Source organism: Streptomyces sp. SYSU D01066-1, assembly GCF_054956795.1.
On the sequence record NZ_JBUDHV010000011.1, the window covers coordinates 133,533 to 150,447 of the forward strand.

The 16,915-nt window shown below is 71.5% G+C and carries 14 protein-coding genes; 10 read left to right on the forward strand and 4 right to left on the reverse strand.

What is annotated here, in order from left to right; all coding sequences use genetic code 11:
* Positions 1-184: 184 nt before the first annotated feature.
* Entirely contained in the window at positions 185-1,546 is a 1,362-nt protein-coding gene (locus ACY1JF_RS13960) for a glutamine synthetase family protein (protein WP_462705403.1), read from the reverse strand.
* A gap of 318 nt (positions 1,547-1,864) precedes the next feature.
* Between ACY1JF_RS13960 and ACY1JF_RS13965 the strand changes: the two genes are divergently transcribed.
* Both ACY1JF_RS13965 and ACY1JF_RS13970 read left to right on the forward strand, forming a co-directional pair.
* Positions 1,865-3,628, forward strand: coding sequence for an NAD+ synthase (locus ACY1JF_RS13965; protein WP_462705404.1), 1,764 nt, complete (start codon positions 1,865-1,867; stop codon positions 3,626-3,628).
* A 139-nt stretch (positions 3,629-3,767) separates the two neighbouring features.
* Positions 3,768-6,782, forward strand: coding sequence for a bifunctional [glutamine synthetase] adenylyltransferase/[glutamine synthetase]-adenylyl-L-tyrosine phosphorylase (locus ACY1JF_RS13970; RefSeq protein WP_462705405.1), 3,015 nt, complete (start codon positions 3,768-3,770; stop codon positions 6,780-6,782).
* 443 nt (positions 6,783-7,225) lie between these two features.
* Here ACY1JF_RS13970 and ACY1JF_RS13975 read toward each other — a convergent pair whose 3' ends face one another.
* On the reverse strand, positions 7,226-8,095 hold the full coding sequence (locus tag ACY1JF_RS13975; protein WP_462705406.1) for a phosphatase PAP2 family protein: 870 nt from the start codon (positions 8,093-8,095) through the stop codon (positions 7,226-7,228).
* Between the two features lie 109 nt (positions 8,096-8,204).
* Positions 8,205-9,239: a LacI family DNA-binding transcriptional regulator gene (locus ACY1JF_RS13980; RefSeq protein ID WP_462705407.1), complete on the reverse strand. Its 1,035-nt coding sequence runs from the start codon at positions 9,237-9,239 to the stop codon at positions 8,205-8,207.
* Positions 9,240-9,620: 381 nt separating this feature from the next.
* Between ACY1JF_RS13980 and ACY1JF_RS13985 the strand changes: the two genes are divergently transcribed.
* From ACY1JF_RS13985 to ACY1JF_RS14010, 6 genes are all read left to right on the forward strand, one after another.
* Positions 9,621-10,889 (forward strand): extracellular solute-binding protein, encoded by a 1,269-nt coding sequence (locus ACY1JF_RS13985; protein WP_462705408.1) that lies wholly within the window; start codon positions 9,621-9,623, stop codon positions 10,887-10,889.
* A gap of 109 nt (positions 10,890-10,998) precedes the next feature.
* Positions 10,999-12,006, forward strand: a complete 1,008-nt coding sequence (locus ACY1JF_RS13990) for a carbohydrate ABC transporter permease (protein WP_462705409.1) — start codon at positions 10,999-11,001, stop codon at positions 12,004-12,006.
* Positions 12,007-12,016: 10 nt separating this feature from the next.
* Positions 12,017-12,922, forward strand: a complete 906-nt coding sequence (locus tag ACY1JF_RS13995) for a sugar ABC transporter permease (RefSeq protein WP_462705410.1) — start codon at positions 12,017-12,019, stop codon at positions 12,920-12,922.
* Positions 12,923-13,034: 112 nt separating this feature from the next.
* Positions 13,035-14,729: a glycoside hydrolase family 13 protein gene (locus ACY1JF_RS14000; protein ID WP_462705411.1), complete on the forward strand. Its 1,695-nt coding sequence runs from the start codon at positions 13,035-13,037 to the stop codon at positions 14,727-14,729.
* Between the two features lie 100 nt (positions 14,730-14,829).
* Positions 14,830-14,982, forward strand: coding sequence for a hypothetical protein (locus ACY1JF_RS14005; protein ID WP_462705412.1), 153 nt, complete (start codon positions 14,830-14,832; stop codon positions 14,980-14,982).
* Positions 14,979-15,395: a hypothetical protein gene (locus tag ACY1JF_RS14010; protein ID WP_462705413.1), complete on the forward strand. Its 417-nt coding sequence runs from the start codon at positions 14,979-14,981 to the stop codon at positions 15,393-15,395. Before ACY1JF_RS14005 ends, ACY1JF_RS14010 begins: the two co-directional genes overlap by 4 nt.
* Before the next feature lie 80 nt (positions 15,396-15,475).
* Here ACY1JF_RS14010 and ACY1JF_RS14015 read toward each other — a convergent pair whose 3' ends face one another.
* Positions 15,476-15,754, reverse strand: a complete 279-nt coding sequence (locus ACY1JF_RS14015) for a hypothetical protein (RefSeq protein ID WP_462705414.1) — start codon at positions 15,752-15,754, stop codon at positions 15,476-15,478.
* Positions 15,755-15,873: 119 nt separating this feature from the next.
* On the opposite strand from ACY1JF_RS14015, the gene ACY1JF_RS14020 reads away from it, so the two are divergent.
* Both ACY1JF_RS14020 and ACY1JF_RS14025 read left to right on the forward strand, forming a co-directional pair.
* Positions 15,874-16,722 (forward strand): helix-turn-helix domain-containing protein, encoded by an 849-nt coding sequence (locus tag ACY1JF_RS14020; RefSeq protein WP_462705415.1) that lies wholly within the window; start codon positions 15,874-15,876, stop codon positions 16,720-16,722.
* Positions 16,698-16,907, forward strand: coding sequence for a DUF397 domain-containing protein (locus tag ACY1JF_RS14025; RefSeq protein ID WP_462705416.1), 210 nt, complete (start codon positions 16,698-16,700; stop codon positions 16,905-16,907). Before ACY1JF_RS14020 ends, ACY1JF_RS14025 begins: the two co-directional genes overlap by 25 nt.
* Positions 16,908-16,915: the final 8 nt, after the last annotated feature.

Below are 16,915 nucleotides of genomic sequence, written 5' to 3' on the forward strand. Positions count from 1 at the left end.
GGCCATCCAATACCTCGGCTTTCCCGCGTCGGCACAGAAGATGGAGCCGACAGCGTTTTCGCAGTCGGCTCGAAATCGCGCTGGAACGAGGGCCACGTCTCTCGCAGGGACGTGAGGGGAGGGCCCGGCGCGGGACCCTCCCCTCACGTCAGAAGCGACAGCGGCTTGCTCTGGTCGGTCGGCTTTACAGCACCGGCAGGTTCTTCCGCAGCTCGAACGCCGTGACCTCGCTGCGGTACTCCTCCCACTCCTGGCGCTTGTTGCGCAGGAAGAAGTCGAAGACGTGCTCGCCGAGGGTCTCGGCGACCAGGTCGCTGCGTTCCATCAGGGTCAGGGCCTCGCCCAGGTTCTGCGGGAGCGGCTCGATGCCCAGGGCGCGGCGCTCCGCGTCGGAGAGGGCCCAGACGTCGTCCTCGGCGCCCTGCGGGAGCTCGTAGCCCTCCTCGATGCCCTTGAGGCCGGCGGCGAGCAGGACGGCGTAGGTCAGGTACGGGTTGGCGCCGGAGTCGATGGAGCGGACCTCGACGCGGGCCGAGCCGGTCTTGCCGGGCTTGTACATGGGGACGCGGACCAGCGCGGAGCGGTTGTTGTGGCCCCAGCAGATGTACGACGGCGCCTCGCCGCCGGCGCCCGCGGTGCGCTCGGTGCCGCCCCAGATGCGCTTGTAGGAGTTGACCCACTGGTTGGTGACCGCGGAGATCTCGGCGGCGTGCCGCAGCAGGCCCGCGATGAAGGAGCGGCCCACCTTGGAGAGCTGGTACTCCGCGCCGGACTCGTAGAACGCGTTGCGGTCGCCCTCGAACAACGACAGGTGCGTGTGCATGCCGGAGCCCGGGTGCTCGGAGAACGGCTTCGGCATGAACGTCGCCTGCACGCCCTGCTCCAGCGCCACCTGCTTCATCACCAGGCGGAACGTCATGATGTTGTCGGCCGTCGAGAGCGCGTCAGCGTAGCGCAGGTCGATCTCCTGCTGGCCGGGGGCGCCCTCGTGGTGGGAGAACTCCACCGAGATGCCCATCGACTCCAGCATGGTGATCGCCTGGCGGCGGAAGTCCATGCCGATGTTCTGCGGGGTGTGGTCGAAGTAGCCGGAGTTGTCGGCCGGGGTCGGCACCGAGCCGTCGACCGGCTTGTTCTTCAGCAGGAAGAACTCGATCTCCGGGTGGGTGTAGAAGGTGAAGCCCGAGTCGGAGGCCCGGTTCAGGGCGCGCTTGAGCACGTAGCGCGGGTCGGCGAAGGACGGCGAGCCGTCCGGCATCAGGATGTCGCAGAACATCCGGGCGGTGCCGGGGGCCTCCGCGCGCCACGGCAGGACCTGGAAGGTCGACGGGTCCGGCTTGGCGATCATGTCGGACTCGTAGACCCGGGCGAAGCCCTCGATCGCCGAGCCGTCGAAGCCGATGCCCTCGTCGAAGGCCTGCTCCAGCTCGGCGGGGGCCACGGCGACGGACTTCAGGAAGCCCAGTACGTCCGTGAACCACAGGCGCACGAACCGGATGTCACGCTCCTCGAGCGTCCGGATCACGAACTCCTGCTGCTTGTCCATCTTGCGCTTCCCCATCCTTGCTGGTCAGGCCGCCTGTCTCCGGCACCGTATCCGGCGCCTTCCCTCGGTACCGCAGGAGGCGGTCGGGCACCTGAGCATCCCACCACAGCACCGTTTCGTACGCGTTGCCGACCTTGATCGGGCGGGCGGCCCGGGTCTGAACACCGTACGTAGGGTTCCTGCGTCGCTCCGGCGGATTCCATGCTCTCCCCGCAGGGTAGAGGCCACCTGTTCGATCGGGCCATTCCTGGGGCACCGGGCCGTTCCCGGGAGTCCGGGGCGCCCCCATAGTGTCGTTCTGACGATTACACTGGCCGGGTGCCTCAACTACGACTCGCCCTCAATCAGATCGACTCCACCGTCGGTGACCTCGCGTCGAACGCCGAGTCGATCCTGCGCTGGACCCGGCACTCCGCCGAGCAGGGCGCCCACCTCGCGGCGTTCCCGGAGATGGCGCTGACCGGCTACCCCGTCGAGGACCTCGCCCTGCGCTCCTCCTTCGTACGGGCCTCCCGCCAGGCCCTGCGCACGCTGGCCGCCCGGCTCGCCGAGGAAGGGCTCGGCGAGCTGCCGGTGGTCGTCGGCTACCTCGACCGCTGCCCGACCGCGCAGCCGAAGTACGGCCAGCCCGCCGGGGCGCCGCAGAACGCGGGCGCGGTCCTGCACCGCGGCGAGGTCGTGCTGACCTACGCCAAGCACCACCTGCCGAACTACGGCGTCTTCGACGAGTTCCGCTACTTCGTGCCCGGCGACACCATGCCGGTGCTGCGGGTGCGCGGCGTCGACGTCGCGCTGGCCATCTGCGAGGACCTCTGGCAGGACGGCGGACGGGTGCCGGCCGCCCGGTCGGCCGGGGCGGGACTGCTGCTGTCCGTCAACGCCTCGCCCTACGAGCGCGACAAGGACGACACCCGGCTGGAACTGGTGCGCAAGCGGGCCCAGGAGGCCGGCTGCACCACCGCCTACCTCGCGATGACGGGCGGCCAGGACGAACTGGTCTTCGACGGCGACTCGATCGTGGTCGCGGCGGACGGGGAGGTCCTCGCGCGGGCCCCCCAGTTCACCGAGGGGTGCCTCGTGCTCGACCTCGACCTGCCGGGCGCGCTGCCCCTGGCCGACGCGCCGGGCGGGATCGTCGACGACGGGCTGCGCATCGAGCGGGCCGTGATCTGCGAGGAGCCGGTGGCGCCGTACGAGGCGACCGCGACGGGCGGGCACGCGGACCGGCTCGACGACGACGAGGAGGTCTACTCGGCGCTCGTCACCGGGCTGCGGGCGTACGTCACCAAGAACGGGTTCCGGTCGGTGCTGGTCGGGCTCTCCGGCGGCATCGACTCGGCGCTGGTCGCCGCGATCGCGTGTGACGCGGTGGGCGCGGAGAACGTCCACGGCGTCTCCATGCCGTCGAAGTACTCCTCCGACCACTCCAAGGACGACGCGGCGGAGCTGGCGCGGCGCACCGGCCTCACCTTCCGGACCGTGCCCATCGAGCCGATGTTCGACGCGTACATGGGGGCGCTGGGACTGACCGGGCTGGCCGAGGAGAACCTCCAGTCCCGGCTGCGCGGCACCCTGCTGATGGCGCTCTCCAACCAGGAGGGCCACCTCGTGCTGGCCCCCGGCAACAAGTCGGAGCTGGCGGTCGGCTACTCGACGCTGTACGGCGACTCGGTGGGCGCCTACGGGCCGATCAAGGACGTGTACAAGACGTCCGTCTTCCGGCTGGCCGAGTGGCGCAACCGGGCGGCGCGGGAGCGCGGGCAGACCCCGCCGATCCCGGAGAACTCGATCACCAAGCCGCCCAGCGCCGAACTGCGGCCGGGACAGGTCGACACGGACTCCCTGCCGGACTACCCGGTGCTCGACGCCATCCTGGAGCTGTACGTCGACCGGGACCGGGGCGCGGACGAGATCGTCGCCGCCGGGTACGACCGGGAACTGGTGACGAGGACGCTGCGCATGGTCGACACCGCCGAGTACAAGCGGCGCCAGTACCCGCCGGGCACGAAGATCTCCCCGAAGGGCTTCGGCAAGGACCGCCGGCTGCCGGTCACCAACGGGTGGCGGGAGGGGACGGCCTGACGTCCGGGGCGTACCGGTGCGGCTCCCTTCGGACGGCTCCCGCCCGACCAAGCGGACGGCCGCGCCGGCCGCCACCCCGTCGGCGAGGTGTCCGGTTAGGCTCTGGCCAGGACGACCTTGATCCGACAGGAGGCCGGGGATGACGGCGCCGGGGCGCAGGAGCAGCACCTTCACACGACTGCTGCGGCACGGCTTCACGGACGCCTCGGCCGCCGAGCGGCTGCTGGACAGCGTGGAGCTGACGCCGGTCCGCAACGACCCGGTGCTCCTCGACGCCCTCGGCGCCACCGCCGACCCCGACCTCGCGCTGCACGGCCTGGTCCGGCTCCTGGAGGCCCAGCCCGAGCCCGCCGCGCGCCGCGAGCTGCTGGGCACGCTCACCGCGTCCAAGCCGCTGCGCGACCGGCTGCTCGGTGTGCTGGGCGCCTCCGAGGCGCTCGGCGACCACCTCGTCCGGCACACCGGGGACTGGCGGGCGCTGGTCACGTACGAACCGCGTGACCTGCACCCGGGATTGGCGGAGTTCGAGCAGTGCCTGGGCGGGGCCGACGACCCGGTCTCGCTGCGGGTCGCCTACCGGCGCTGCCTGCTGTCGCTGGCCGCCCGTGACGTGTGCGGCACCATCGACGTCGCCGAGACCGCCGCCGAACTGGCCGACCTCGCCACCGCCACGCTGCGCGCCGCGCTGCGGATCGCGGCGGACGCCGCGCCCGAGGACGCCGCGCTGTGCCGGCTCGCGGTGATCGCGATGGGCAAGTGCGGGGGCCACGAGCTGAACTACGTGTCCGACGTCGACGTCATCTTCGTGGGCGAGCCGGCGGAGGGGGCCGACGAGACGGCGGCGGTACGGGCCGCGACCCGGCTCGCGTCCCACCTGATGCGGATCTGCTCGGAGACCACGGTGGAGGGCTCCATCTGGCCCGTCGACGCCAACCTGCGGCCCGAGGGGCGCAACGGGCCGCTGGTGCGCACGCTCAGCAGTCACGTCGCGTACTACCAGCGGTGGGCCAAGACCTGGGAGTTCCAGGCGCTGCTCAAGGCCCGGCCGGTGGCCGGCGACCTCGCACTGGGGGAGGAGTACGTCGCCGCGCTCCAGCCGCTGGTGTGGCAGGCCGCCGAGCGGGAGAACTTCGTCGCCGACGTGCAGCGGATGCGGCGCCGGGTGGTCGAGAACATCCCCGCCGCCGAGGTCGACCGGCAGATCAAACTGGGTCCGGGCGGGCTGCGGGACGTCGAGTTCGCGGTGCAGCTGCTGCAACTGGTGCACGGACGGGCCGACGCGTCGCTGCGCAGCGGTACGACGCTGGACGCGCTGAGGGCGCTGGCGGCGGGCGGGTACGTGGGGCGGGTGGACGCGGCCCAGCTGGACGAGGCGTACCGGTTCCTGCGCGGCATGGAGCACCGGATCCAGCTGCACCGGCTGCGGCGGACGCACCTCGTGCCCGAGGACGAGGCCGACCTGCGGCGCATCGGACGGTCGCTGGGGCTGCGCACCGACCCGGTCGCCACGCTGCTGCGGGAGTGGCGGCGGCACGCGGCGGTGGTGCGGCGGCTGCACGAGAAGCTGTTCTACCGGCCGCTGCTCGACGCGGTGGCCGCGCTGGCGCCGGGGGAGGCGCGGCTGAGCGCCGAGGCGGCGCGCGAGCGGCTGGTCGCCCTCGGGTACGCCGACCCGGCGGCGGCCCTGCGGCACCTGGAGGCGCTGGCGTCCGGGGTGACGCGCAAGGCGGCGATCCAGCGGACGCTGCTGCCGGTGCTGCTGGGGTGGTTCGCGGACTCGGCGGACCCGGACACCGGGCTGCTCAACTTCCGCAAGGTGTCGGACGCGCTCGGGAACACGCCCTGGTACCTGCGGCTGCTGCGGGACGAGGGCGCGGCGGCGGAGAACCTCGCGCGGGTGCTGTCCGCCGGACGGCTCGCCCCCGACCTGCTGATGCGGGCGCCCGAGGCGGTGGCGCTGCTCGGCGACGGGAACGGCGGGAGCGGTGGGCACGGCAGGGGGCTCGCTCCGCGCGGGCGGGAGCAGCTGGAGGCGGAGATCCTCGCGGCGGTCGGGCGCGCGGAGGGGGCCGTGCAGGGGGTGACGGCGGCGCGCGGGGTACGGCGGCGGGAGCTGTTCCGCACGGCTGCGGCGGACATCGTGGCGTCGTACGGGACCGAGGCGCAGCCCGCCGTGGGCGATCCCGGGGCGCTGGTGGACCGGGTGGGCGCGGCGGTGTCGGACCTGACGGCGGCGACGCTGGCGGGGACGCTGCGGGCGGTGGTGAGGGAAGGGTGGGGCGATGAGCTGCCGACCCGGTTCGCGATCATCGGGATGGGGCGGTTCGGGGGGCACGAGCTGGGCTACGGCTCGGACGCGGACGTGCTGTTCGTGCACGAGCCGAGGGACGGGGTCGGGGAGCGGGAGGCGGGGGAGGCCGCGAACCGGGTCGTGGCGGAGCTGCGGCGGCTGTTGCAGGTGCCGAGCGCGGACCCGCCGCTGGTCGTGGACGCGGACCTGCGGCCGGAGGGCAAGTCGGGCCCCTTGGTGCGGACACTGAAGTCCTACGAGGCGTACTACCGGCGCTGGTCGCTGGTGTGGGAGTCGCACGCGCTGCTGCGGGCCGAGGTGGTGGCGGGCGACGCGGACCTGGGGCGGCGCTTCCTGGACCTGGTCGATCCGCTGCGGTACCCGGCGCGGGGGCTGGACGAGGACGCGGTGCGGGAGATCCGGCGGCTGAAGGCGCGCATGGAGTCGGAGCGGCTGCCGCGCGGGGCGGACCCGAAGCTGCACGTCAAGCTGGGGCCGGGCGGGCTGTCGGACGTGGAGTGGACCGTGCAGCTGGCGCAGTTGCGGCACGGGCACGAGGTGGCGGGGCTGCGGACGACGCGGACGCGGGCGGCGCTGGCCGCCGCGCGCGAGGCGGGGCTGGTGGGGGAGGAGGAGGCGCGGATCCTCGACGAGGCGTGGGTGCTGGCGACGCGGGTGCGCAACGCGGTGATGCTGGTGCGGGGCAGGGCAGGGGACACGTTCCCGAGCGGCAGCCGGGAACTGGCGGCGGTGGGGCGGTACCTGGGGTACGGGGACGGTCACGTCGGGGACATGCTGGACGCGTACCGGCGGACCGCGCGGCGGGCTCGGGGGGTCGTGGAGGCGCTGTTCTACGGGGGGTGACGCCGGAGGCCGTGGGCGGGCCGGGGCCCTCGGACCGCGGGCGGCGGTGCCTCCCCCACGCCCGAACGGCCTGGGAGGCGCTCCCACGGACGACGGGGGAGGGCGGACGCGGACGGCACCCCGTCGGCGCCGGGCCCGCGCGGCCCGCCTGGCCCCGGGCTGGTCGGCGGCGTCCGGTGTGCGCCGAGCCCGCCGGCCCCGGCTCGGCCGACGGCGCCCGGTCAGCCCTGAGCCCATCCGGCTCCGGCTCGCCCGCCCCGGCCCGGCTGACGGCGCCCGGTCAGCCCTGAGCCCATCCGGCTCCGGCTCGCCCGCCCCGGCCCGGCTGACGGCGCCCGGTCAGCCCTGAGCCCACCCGGCTCCGGCTCGCCCGCCCCGGCTCGGCTGACGGCGCCCGGTCAGCCCCGAGCCCGCCGGGCCCCGGTCCGGCCGACGGCGCCCCGTCAGTCCCGAGCCCGCCCCGTCCCCGTACCGTCCCCGTCACCGCCGCGCGGCCCCGGTACCCGCGGCAGCGCGTACGGCACTCTCCCGTACCACGCGGCGGCGACCCCGTACCCGAAGCACAGGCACAGCAGCCCGCCCACCGCGTCCAGCCAGAAGTGGTTGGCCGTCGCGACGATGACGACCAGCGTCGCCGCCGGGTACAGCAGTCCCAGCACCCGCACCCACGGCACGGACGCCAGCGCGAAGACCGTCAGCCCGCACCACAGCGACCACCCGATGTGCATCGACGGCATCGCGGCGTACTGGTTGGACATGCTCTTCAGGTCGCCGGAGGCCATCGACCCCCAGGTCTCGTGGACCATGACCGTGTCTATGAAGCCGCCGCCGTTCATCAGCCGGGGCGGGGCGAGCGGATACAGGTAGTAACCGGCCAGCGCGACCCCCGTCGTCGCGAACAGGACGAGCCGTGTCGCCGCGTAGCGGCCGGGATGGCTGCGGAAGAGCCACACCAGGACGGCGAGGGTGACCACAAAGTGCAGGGTCGCGTAGTAGTAGTTCATGCCGACGATCAGCCAAGTCACCGAGTTCACGGCATGGTTGAACGACTGTTCCACGGCGATGCCGAGTTGGTGTTCCAGCCGCCAGATCCAGTCGGCGTTGCGCAGCGCCTGACCGCGTTGCTCGGGCACCGCGTTGCGCACGAGCGAGTACAGCCAGTAACTGACCGCGATCAGGAGGATCTCGAACCACAGGCGGGGCCGGCGCGGGGTGCGCAGACGGTCCCGCAGGGGCCGCCGGGGCGCGGCCGTGACCTGCTGCGGAACAGCCTCTATACGGCTTTCCGTCGTCGTCACGGTCGTGTCACCCATAGGCACAGAGTCTGCCAGAAAAGCTTTCCGCGACCGATCATCCCCCCGTCGGGTTCTGGACGCACGTTCTACACCGGGCGGAGGGCGTCCGCTCCGCCCTGAGGAGGACTCAGCCGCGCCGGCGCCCCTGGGGGGCCGAGGCCGTCGAGCCGCGGACCACCAGTTCCGGCATGAACACGAACTCGCTGTGCGGGGCCGGGGTCCCGCCGATCTCCTCCAGCAGGGTGCGTACGGCGGCCTGCCCCATCGCCGGGACCGGTTTGCGGACCGTGGTCAGGGGCGGGTCGGTGAAGGCGATCAGCGGGGAGTCGTCGAAGCCGACCACCGAGACGTCCCGCGGGACCTCCAGCCCGCGCTGCCGTGCCGCGCGTATCGCGCCGAGCGCCATCATGTCGCTGGCGCAGACCACCGCCGTGCAGTCCCGGTCGATCAGGGCCGAGGCGGCCGCCTGGCCGCCCTCCAGGGTGTAGAGGGAGTGCTGGATCAGTTCTGTCTCGATCTGGTCGGCGGCGAGGCCCAGCAGGTCCTGTACGGCGCGGACGAAGCCTTCCGTCTTGCGCTGGACCGGCACGAAGCGCTTGGGACCCAGGGCCAGGCCGACGCGGGTGTGGCCGAGGGAGACCAGGTGCGTGACGGCCAGGTTCATCGCCGCGCGGTCGTCGGGGGAGATGAACGGGGCCTGGACCTTGGGGGAGAAGCCGTCGACCAGGACGAAGGGGACGCCCCGCGCGCGCAGCCGCTCGTAGCGCTGCATGTCGGCGTTGGTGTCGGCGTGCAGGCCGGAGACGTAGATGATGCCGGCCACCCCGCGGTCGACCAGCATCTCCGTCAGCTCGTCCTCCGTGGAGCCGCCGGGGGTCTGGGTGGCCAGGACCGGGGTGTACCCCTGCCGGGTCAGCGCCTGGCCGATGACCTGGGCGAGGGCCGGGAAGATGGGGTTCTCCAGCTCCGGGGTGATCAGGCCCACCAGGCCCTCGCTGCGCTGGCGCAGGCGTACCGGGCGCTCGTAGCCCAGGACGTCCAGGGCGGCCAGTACGGACTGGCGGGTGGTGGCGGCGACGCCCGGCTTGCCGTTGAGGACGCGGCTGACGGTCGCTTCGCTCACCCCCGCCTGGGCGGCGATGTCGGCAAGCCGTGTGGTCACAGGGGTGGACTGTACCGGGCGGTGCGCCGCTTGCCCACCGATCGGCCGCCGTGGGCGACTTGTCGGACGCCCCCGCGCGGGCTGCTGCGTCATCGCGCTCCCTCAAGAAATTGACGGCAAGAACTTGCAGAGTCTTGCACAGCCGGCTCCGGAGCGGTCGACCCCCATAAACAAGCGTCTCACGGCGGTCGCTGACTGGTCACGCCCGGATAACGTCGGCGACGCCTTGCACTTTTTTTCTGCAAGGTCTTTCGGAACGCTTTCATCGCTGTTACGTTCACGTCGCCCGGCGGCGGCAGCAACGGCGCAGTCGGCAAGTCGACAGGAGCGGCGGACGGGACCCCTCCTGCACTCACGGGCTTTCACCCTCAAGGAGAACTCATGCGGCGTGGCATAGCGGCCACCGCGCTGGTGGCGTCCTTCGCCCTCGCGGCGACGGCCTGCGGCGGGAGCGACAGCGGCGACTCGGCCGACGGCCCGGTGACCATCACCTACTGGGACACCTCCAACGCGACCAACGAGGCGCCGACGTACAAGGCCCTGGTCAAGGAGTTCGAGGCCGCCAACGAGGACATCAAGGTCAACTTCGTCAACGTCCCCTTCGACCAGGCGCAGAACAAGTTCGACACCGCCGCCGGCGCCTCGGGCGCCCCGGACGTGCTGCGCACGGACGTCGGCTGGACCGCCGCCTTCGCCAAGAAGGGCTTCTTCCTGCCGCTGGACGGCACCGAGGCCCTCGCCGAACAGGACGCGTTCCAGAGCAATCTGATCGAGCAGGCCACGTACGAGGGCAAGGTGTACGGCGTCCCGCTGGTCACCGACACGCTCGCGCTGGTCTACAACAAGGCCCTGTTCGAGAAGGCCGGCGTCGACGTGCCGAAGACCTGGGACGACCTGAAGAAGGCCGCCGCCACCATCAAGGAGAAGACCGGCGTCGACGGGTACCAGGGCTCCACCGCCGGGTACTACGGCCAGCCGTTCCTCTTCGGCGAGGGCACCGACCTCGTCGACACCGAGGCCAAGAAGATCACCGTCACCTCCGCCGCGGCGAAGAAGGCGTACCAGACCTGGCTGGGCCTGTTCGACGGCAAGGGCCTGGGCAAGGCCGACGTCACCGCCGACGCCTACGCCCACAAGCAGGACGCCTTCGTCAACGGCGAGGTCGCCGCGATCATCGAGGGCCCCTGGGAGATCACCAACTTCTACAAGGGCTCCGCCTTCAAGGACAAGGAGAACCTGGGGATCGCGACCGTCCCGGCCGGCTCCACGGGCGAGGCGGGGGCTCCCACCGGCGGCCACAACCTCTCCGTGTACGCCGGTTCGGACGAGGCGCACCAGAAGGCCGCGCTGAAGTTCGTGAACTTCATGACCTCCGCCAAGGCGCAGGAGACCACCGCGCTGAAGAACTCCACGCTGCCCACCCGGGACGACGCGTACACGGAGAAGGTGAAGGCCGACCCGGGCATCACCGGCTACCAGACCGTCCTCTCCAGCGCCCGGCCGCGCCCGGCACTGCCCGAGTACAGCTCCCTGCTGACCCCGCTCGACGACGAACTGCCCCTGATCGCCAGCGGCAAGAAGTCCCTGGACGACGGGCTGGGCGACATCGAGACGGCGTTCACCAAGCTGGTGCCCGACTTCAGCAAGTGAGCCGGCCCCGGTGGCCGCCGGAGTCCCGCCCCGGGGGGAGCGGGGCCCGGCGGCCACCGGCCCGAGCCCCAGATCTTGATCCGCAGGATTCCGAGAAGGTCGTCGAACCATGACAGTCGCCATCGACCGCGCCACCGGCAAGCGCCGCGGTGACCGCACGCCGCGGCCCGGGCTGGGCACGCGTCTGAAGCACGGGTACCGCAGACACTGGTACGCCTACGCCATGATCGCCCCGGTCGTGATCGTCCTCGGCGTCCTGGTGCTCTACCCGCTCGCCTACGGCTTCTACCTCACCCTCACCGACGCCAACAGCCTCAACTCCGCGCGCACCATCGGCGTCAACGAGATCGAGGCGACGTACGAGTTCGTCGGGCTCGACAACTACGCCGACATCCTGTGGGGCGAGACGGCCTACGACCGCTTCTGGTCGCACTTCGTCTGGACGGTGGTGTGGACCGCCGCCTGCGTCACCCTGCACTACTGCGTCGGCCTGGGCCTGGCCCTGCTGCTCAACCAGAAGGACCTGCGCGGGCGCACCCTCTACCGGCTGATCCTGGTCCTGCCGTGGGCCGTGCCGACCTTCGTCACCGTCTTCGGCTGGCGGTTCATGCTCGCCGACTCCGGCATCGTCAACTCCGCCCTGGAGTCCCTGCGCCTGCCGACGCCGCTGTGGCTGGAGGACACCTTCTGGCAGCGGTTCGCCGCGATCATGGTCAACACCTGGTGCGGGGTGCCGTTCATGATGGTCTCGCTGCTCGGCGGGCTCCAGTCGATCGACTCCTCGCTGTACGAGGCCGCCGAGATGGACGGCGCGAACGCCTGGCAGCGCTTCCGGCACGTGACGCTGCCCGGACTCAGGTCGGTCAGCTCCACCGTCGTCCTGCTGGGCGTCATCTGGACCTTCAACCAGTTCGCCATCATCTTCCTGCTCTTCGGCAACACCGCGCCGGACGCGCAGATCCTGGTCACCTGGGCCTACCAGCTCGGGTTCGGACAGCAGCCGCGCGAGTTCGCGCAGTCCGCCGCCTACGGCATCCTGCTGCTGGCCGTCCTGATCGTCTTCACCTCCTTCTACCGCCGCTGGCTGAACCGCGATGAGCAGCAGCTCGCGATCTGAGGCACCCACCATGACCACCACCACCGTCCCCACCCCGGCGACCGGTCCGGCAGAGCGGGCCGACGCCCCCCGCGGCGCGGTGCGGCGCGGCCGGCGTGGCACGGGCAGCGCCCTCGCCTCGCACGCCGTCCTGATCACCGCCTCCCTGATCGCCCTCTTCCCCGTCGCCTGGCTGCTCTTCCTCTCCCTCGGCCCGGACAAGGACGACTACCTGCACCCCGGCGAGATCTGGGGGAAGATGACGTTCGACAACTACGCGTTCGTCCTCCAGCACACCAACTTCTGGGAATGGCTCAAGAGTTCGCTGATCGTCTCGCTCGGCACCACGGTCATCGGCGTCCTGGTCGCCGCGACGACCGGGTACGCGGTCTCCCGGATGCGCTTCCCCGGGTACCGCAAGCTGATGTGGGTGCTGCTGCTGACGCAGATGTTCCCCATCGCCGTACTCATCGTGCCGATGTACCAGATCCTCTCCGAGCTGCGGCTGATCGACAGCTACCTGGGCCTGGTGCTCGTCTACTGCTCGACCGCGGTGCCGTACTGCGCCTGGCTGCTCAAGGGGTACTTCGACACCATCCCGTTCGAGATCGACGAGGCGGGCCGCGTCGACGGGCTGTCGCCGTTCGGCACGTTCTTCCGGCTGATCCTGCCGCTGGCCCGGCCGGGCCTGGCGGTGGCCGGCTTCTACAGCTTCATCACGGCGTTCGGCGAGGTCGCCTTCGCCTCCACGTTCATGCTGTCCGACACCAAGTACACCTTCGCCGTCGGACTGCAGAGCTTCGTCAGCGAGCACGACGCCCAGCGCAACCTGATGGCCGCCACCGCCGTGCTGATCGCGATACCGGTGTCGGCCTTCTTCTACCTCGTGCAGAAGAACCTGGTGACCGGCCTCACGGCGGGCGGCACGAAGGGCTGAGTCCCTCCCTCGTACGGGTGGCGGTCGCGGTGTGTCCGTCCGACCCCGCAGCACCCGCGACCGCCTCCCTTTCGCCCACGCTCCCCTGTACCCGTTACGCAGCAAGGACGACATGAGCCAGCAGCACTCCGCAGCCCAGGCCCCCACCCCCCGGACCGCATCGGCCGTCGCCACCGCCACCCGGCACCGCGACTGGTGGCGGGACGCGGTGATCTACCAGGTGTACCCGCGCAGCTTCGCCGACAGCGACGGCGACGGCATGGGCGACCTGGAAGGCGTCCGCACCCGTCTGCCCTACCTCCGCGACCTCGGCGTGGACGCGGTGTGGCTCAGCCCCTTCTACGCCTCGCCGCAGGCCGACGCCGGCTACGACGTGGCCGACTACCGGGCCGTCGACCCGATGTTCGGCACCCTCCTGGACGCCGACGCGCTGATCCGCGACGCCCACGAACTGGGCCTGCGCGTCATCGTCGACCTGGTCCCCAACCACTCCTCCGACCAGCACGAGTGGTTCAAGCGCGCCCTGGCGGAAGGCCCCGGCTCCCCGTGCCGCGACCGCTACCACTTCCGCCCCGGCAAGGGGGAGAACGGCGAACTGCCGCCCAACGACTGGGAGTCCATCTTCGGCGGCCCGGCGTGGACGCGGGTCACGGAACCCGACGGCACCCCCGGCGAGTGGTACCTCCACCTCTTCGCCCCCGAGCAGCCCGACTTCAACTGGGAGCACCCGGCGGTCGGCGACGAGTTCCGCTCGATCCTGCGCTTCTGGCTCGACATGGGCGTCGACGGCTTCCGCATCGACGTCGCCCACGGCCTGGTCAAGGCGGCGGGCCTGCCCGACCTCGGGGACCACGACCAGCTGAAGCTGCTGGGCAACGACGTCATGCCGTTCTTCGACCAGGACGGCGTCCACGACATCTACCGCCAGTGGCGGCGCATCCTCGACGAGTACAGCGGGGAGCGGATCTTCGTCGCGGAAGCCTGGACCCCGACCGTCGAGCGCACCGCGCACTACGTCCGCCCCGACGAGCTGCACCAGGCGTTCAACTTCCAGTACCTGAGCACCCACTGGGACGCGGAAGAGCTGCGCGGCGTCATCGACCGCACCCTGGACGCGATGCGCCCGGTCGGCGCCCCCTCCACCTGGGTCCTGTCCAACCACGACGTCACCCGCCACACCACCCGCTTCGCCAACCCGGCGGGCCTGGGCACCCAGATCCGCCTGCCCGGCGACCGCGCACTGGGCCTGCGCCGCGCCCGCGCGGCCACCCTCCTGATGCTGGCCCTCCCCGGCTCGGCCTACGTCTACCAGGGCGAGGAACTCGGCCTCCCCGACGTCACCGACCTCCCCGACGAGGTCCGCCAGGACCCCGCCTACTTCCGCGGCGCCGGCCAGGACGGCTTCCGCGACGGCTGCCGGGTGCCGATCCCGTGGACCCGCGCCGGATCGTCGTACGGCTTCGGCACCGGCGGCAGCTGGCTGCCGCAGCCCGAGGGCTGGGGCGAGCTGAGCGTCGAGGCGCAGACCGGCGTCGCCGGCTCCACCCTGGAGCTGTACCGCACGGCCCTGTCCGTCCGCCGCGACCATCCCGACCTGGGTGCGGGCGACGCGGTGCAGTGGCTGCGGGCCCCGGAGGGCGTCCTCGCCTTCCGGCGCGGCGAGTTCGTGTGCGTCGCCAACACGACCGGCGAGTCGGTGACGGTGCCGGCGCACGGGCGCGTGCTGCTCTCCAGCGACGAGGTGACCGAGGCCGACGGCGAGGCGAAGGTGCCGGCGGACACGACGGTGTGGTGGACGACGGCCTGATCACCGGCCCTGCCCGAGGGCCCGCCGCTTCCGGTAACCTCGCCCGGAAGCGGCGGGCCGGCCGTCCGTCGCTCGCAGAGCGGCCATGAACCGTCGCCGCATGCGGTCTCCGACCCGGGGCAGCACCTCCTGGGGCGCGATGGAAACGACCTCGGGGAGTTCCTCCTCCCAGGGGCCGCGTGAAGCCCGCCCCGTCCACCACCAGGAGCCGGAGAACGGACACGTGACAGCCCAGATCTCGAAGAAGTGGTGAGCCGACCGCTGCGCGTCGCCGCCGTCGGCGCAGTCCTGTGGACCCTGACCGGCTGCGGCGGCGACCGCGGGCCGTGTGAACTGCTCGACCTCATCCCCCAGGTCGCCGTCACCTGGCAGGCCGGCGCGCTGCCCTACGACGAGGACTCCGCCTATCGGCTGTGTGCGGCCGACCACTGCGGAAGCGGTGTGCCGCGCCGCTACGGTGACCAGTTTCTGGTCAACTTGCTCCTGCCGGACAGCTACGACGAACCACGAGCTCACGTTCGCCTCGAACTGTCCGGCGGAACGGACGCGACCGCTTTGAAGGCGTCCCGCACCATCACCCTGCGGCGGATCGAGGAGGGCTTCGACCAGGCCCTGACCGGAGAACTCCGGCTGACCGTCGGGGCAGAATTGGAGGAACGGACCTGAATCGAGCCGGACGGGGGGCAGCACATCCCCGCCCAGAACCGCCCCCGCCCGGGCACCCCCTTCAACCCTGGCGCGGGACACTAGTGACCGGGCAGGGGACCGCTTCTGCGGTTCAGCTCGCGCACCCTGGCCGTCAGCTCGTTCGTGCGGCTCTCGCGCAGGACCGCCGCCATCTTCCGCGCGGTACCCGGGTTGCAGCGCCCGAGATCCACCAGGGGCGGCAGGTACTCGCTGGCCAGCGAGACGGTGTCCAGCCCCAGCGACGGCAGCAGCACACCGACGTCGGCCAGCGCGCGAGCCAGCTCGTCCTTGGCCGCCTCGGCGTCCCGGATGCGTGCTGTGCGGCTTTCCTGTTCCATGCGGGCGGTGCCCCTTCTGTGCGGTGGTCGTGCTTTTCGGCATCAAGCATCGGTGCGTGACGCTACGCTCACCAGGCGTAACGGTTTTCGTGGCACCGGATCGAAAACGGGGGACGCCCATGCCCGCGCCGAAGGATCTCGACCCGTCCACGTCGCTGGCGGCGCTGTACGGCAAGAAGCTGCGCAAGCTGCGCTTGCAGGCCGGGCTCACGCAACGGCGGCTCGGGGCGCTCATCCCCATCGCGCACAGCCGGATCGCCCAGTACGAGCTGGGCAACGAGATCCCGTCCGAGAAGGTCAACGCCAAGCTGGACGTGATCCTCAGGGCCGACGGTGACCTGGTCGACCTGTGGGACCACATCAGGCGGACGCCGATCCCGGACTGGGCGCGGAAGTACGTGGAGTACGAGGCCAAGGCGAACGCCATGCACAAGTACATGGCGCACAGCGTCCCGGGACTGCTCCAGACCGAGAGGTACGCGCGCGAGGTACTGCGACTGGGGCAGCCCTGGTGCACGGCGGAGGAGATCGAGGAGAGCGTCGCGGCCCGGCTCGGTCGGCAGACGTTGCTCCGCAGGTCACGGCCGCCGCTGCTGTGGGTGGTGCTGGACGAGTCGGTGATCCGACGGCCGGTGGGAGGGCCGGTGGTGATGAGGGAGCAGTTGGCCGTCGTGCTGGAGGCCGCCGCGACACCCAACATCGAGGTGCAGTTGCTTCCGTTCGCCGCCGGGGCGCACTCGGCCTTGGGAGGTTCGCTCACCCTTCTGTCCTTCGCGTCCGCACCGGACGTCGCCTACTTGGAAGGGGACCACTCGGGCGAATTGGTGGAGGACCGGACCATGGTCGCCCGTCACTCCTATCGTTACGATCTCCTCCAAGCGCAAGCCCTGCCGCCGGAGGCGTCGGCGGTCCTGATCCGGCAGGCCATGAAGGAGTACGAGACATGCGCGGTAACCGACCCGACCTGACAGCCGCGAGCTGGCGCAAGAGCACCTACAGCAATGGCGGCGGCGGCGACTGCCTCGAACTCGCCGACAACATCCCCGGCACGGTCCCCGTCCGGGACAGCAAGAACCCTGCGGGGCCGGTGCTGTTGCTCGCTCCGGCCGCCTGGGCGGCGTTCATATCCGGCGTGCGAGAGGTCAGCTCGTAAAGACGCCG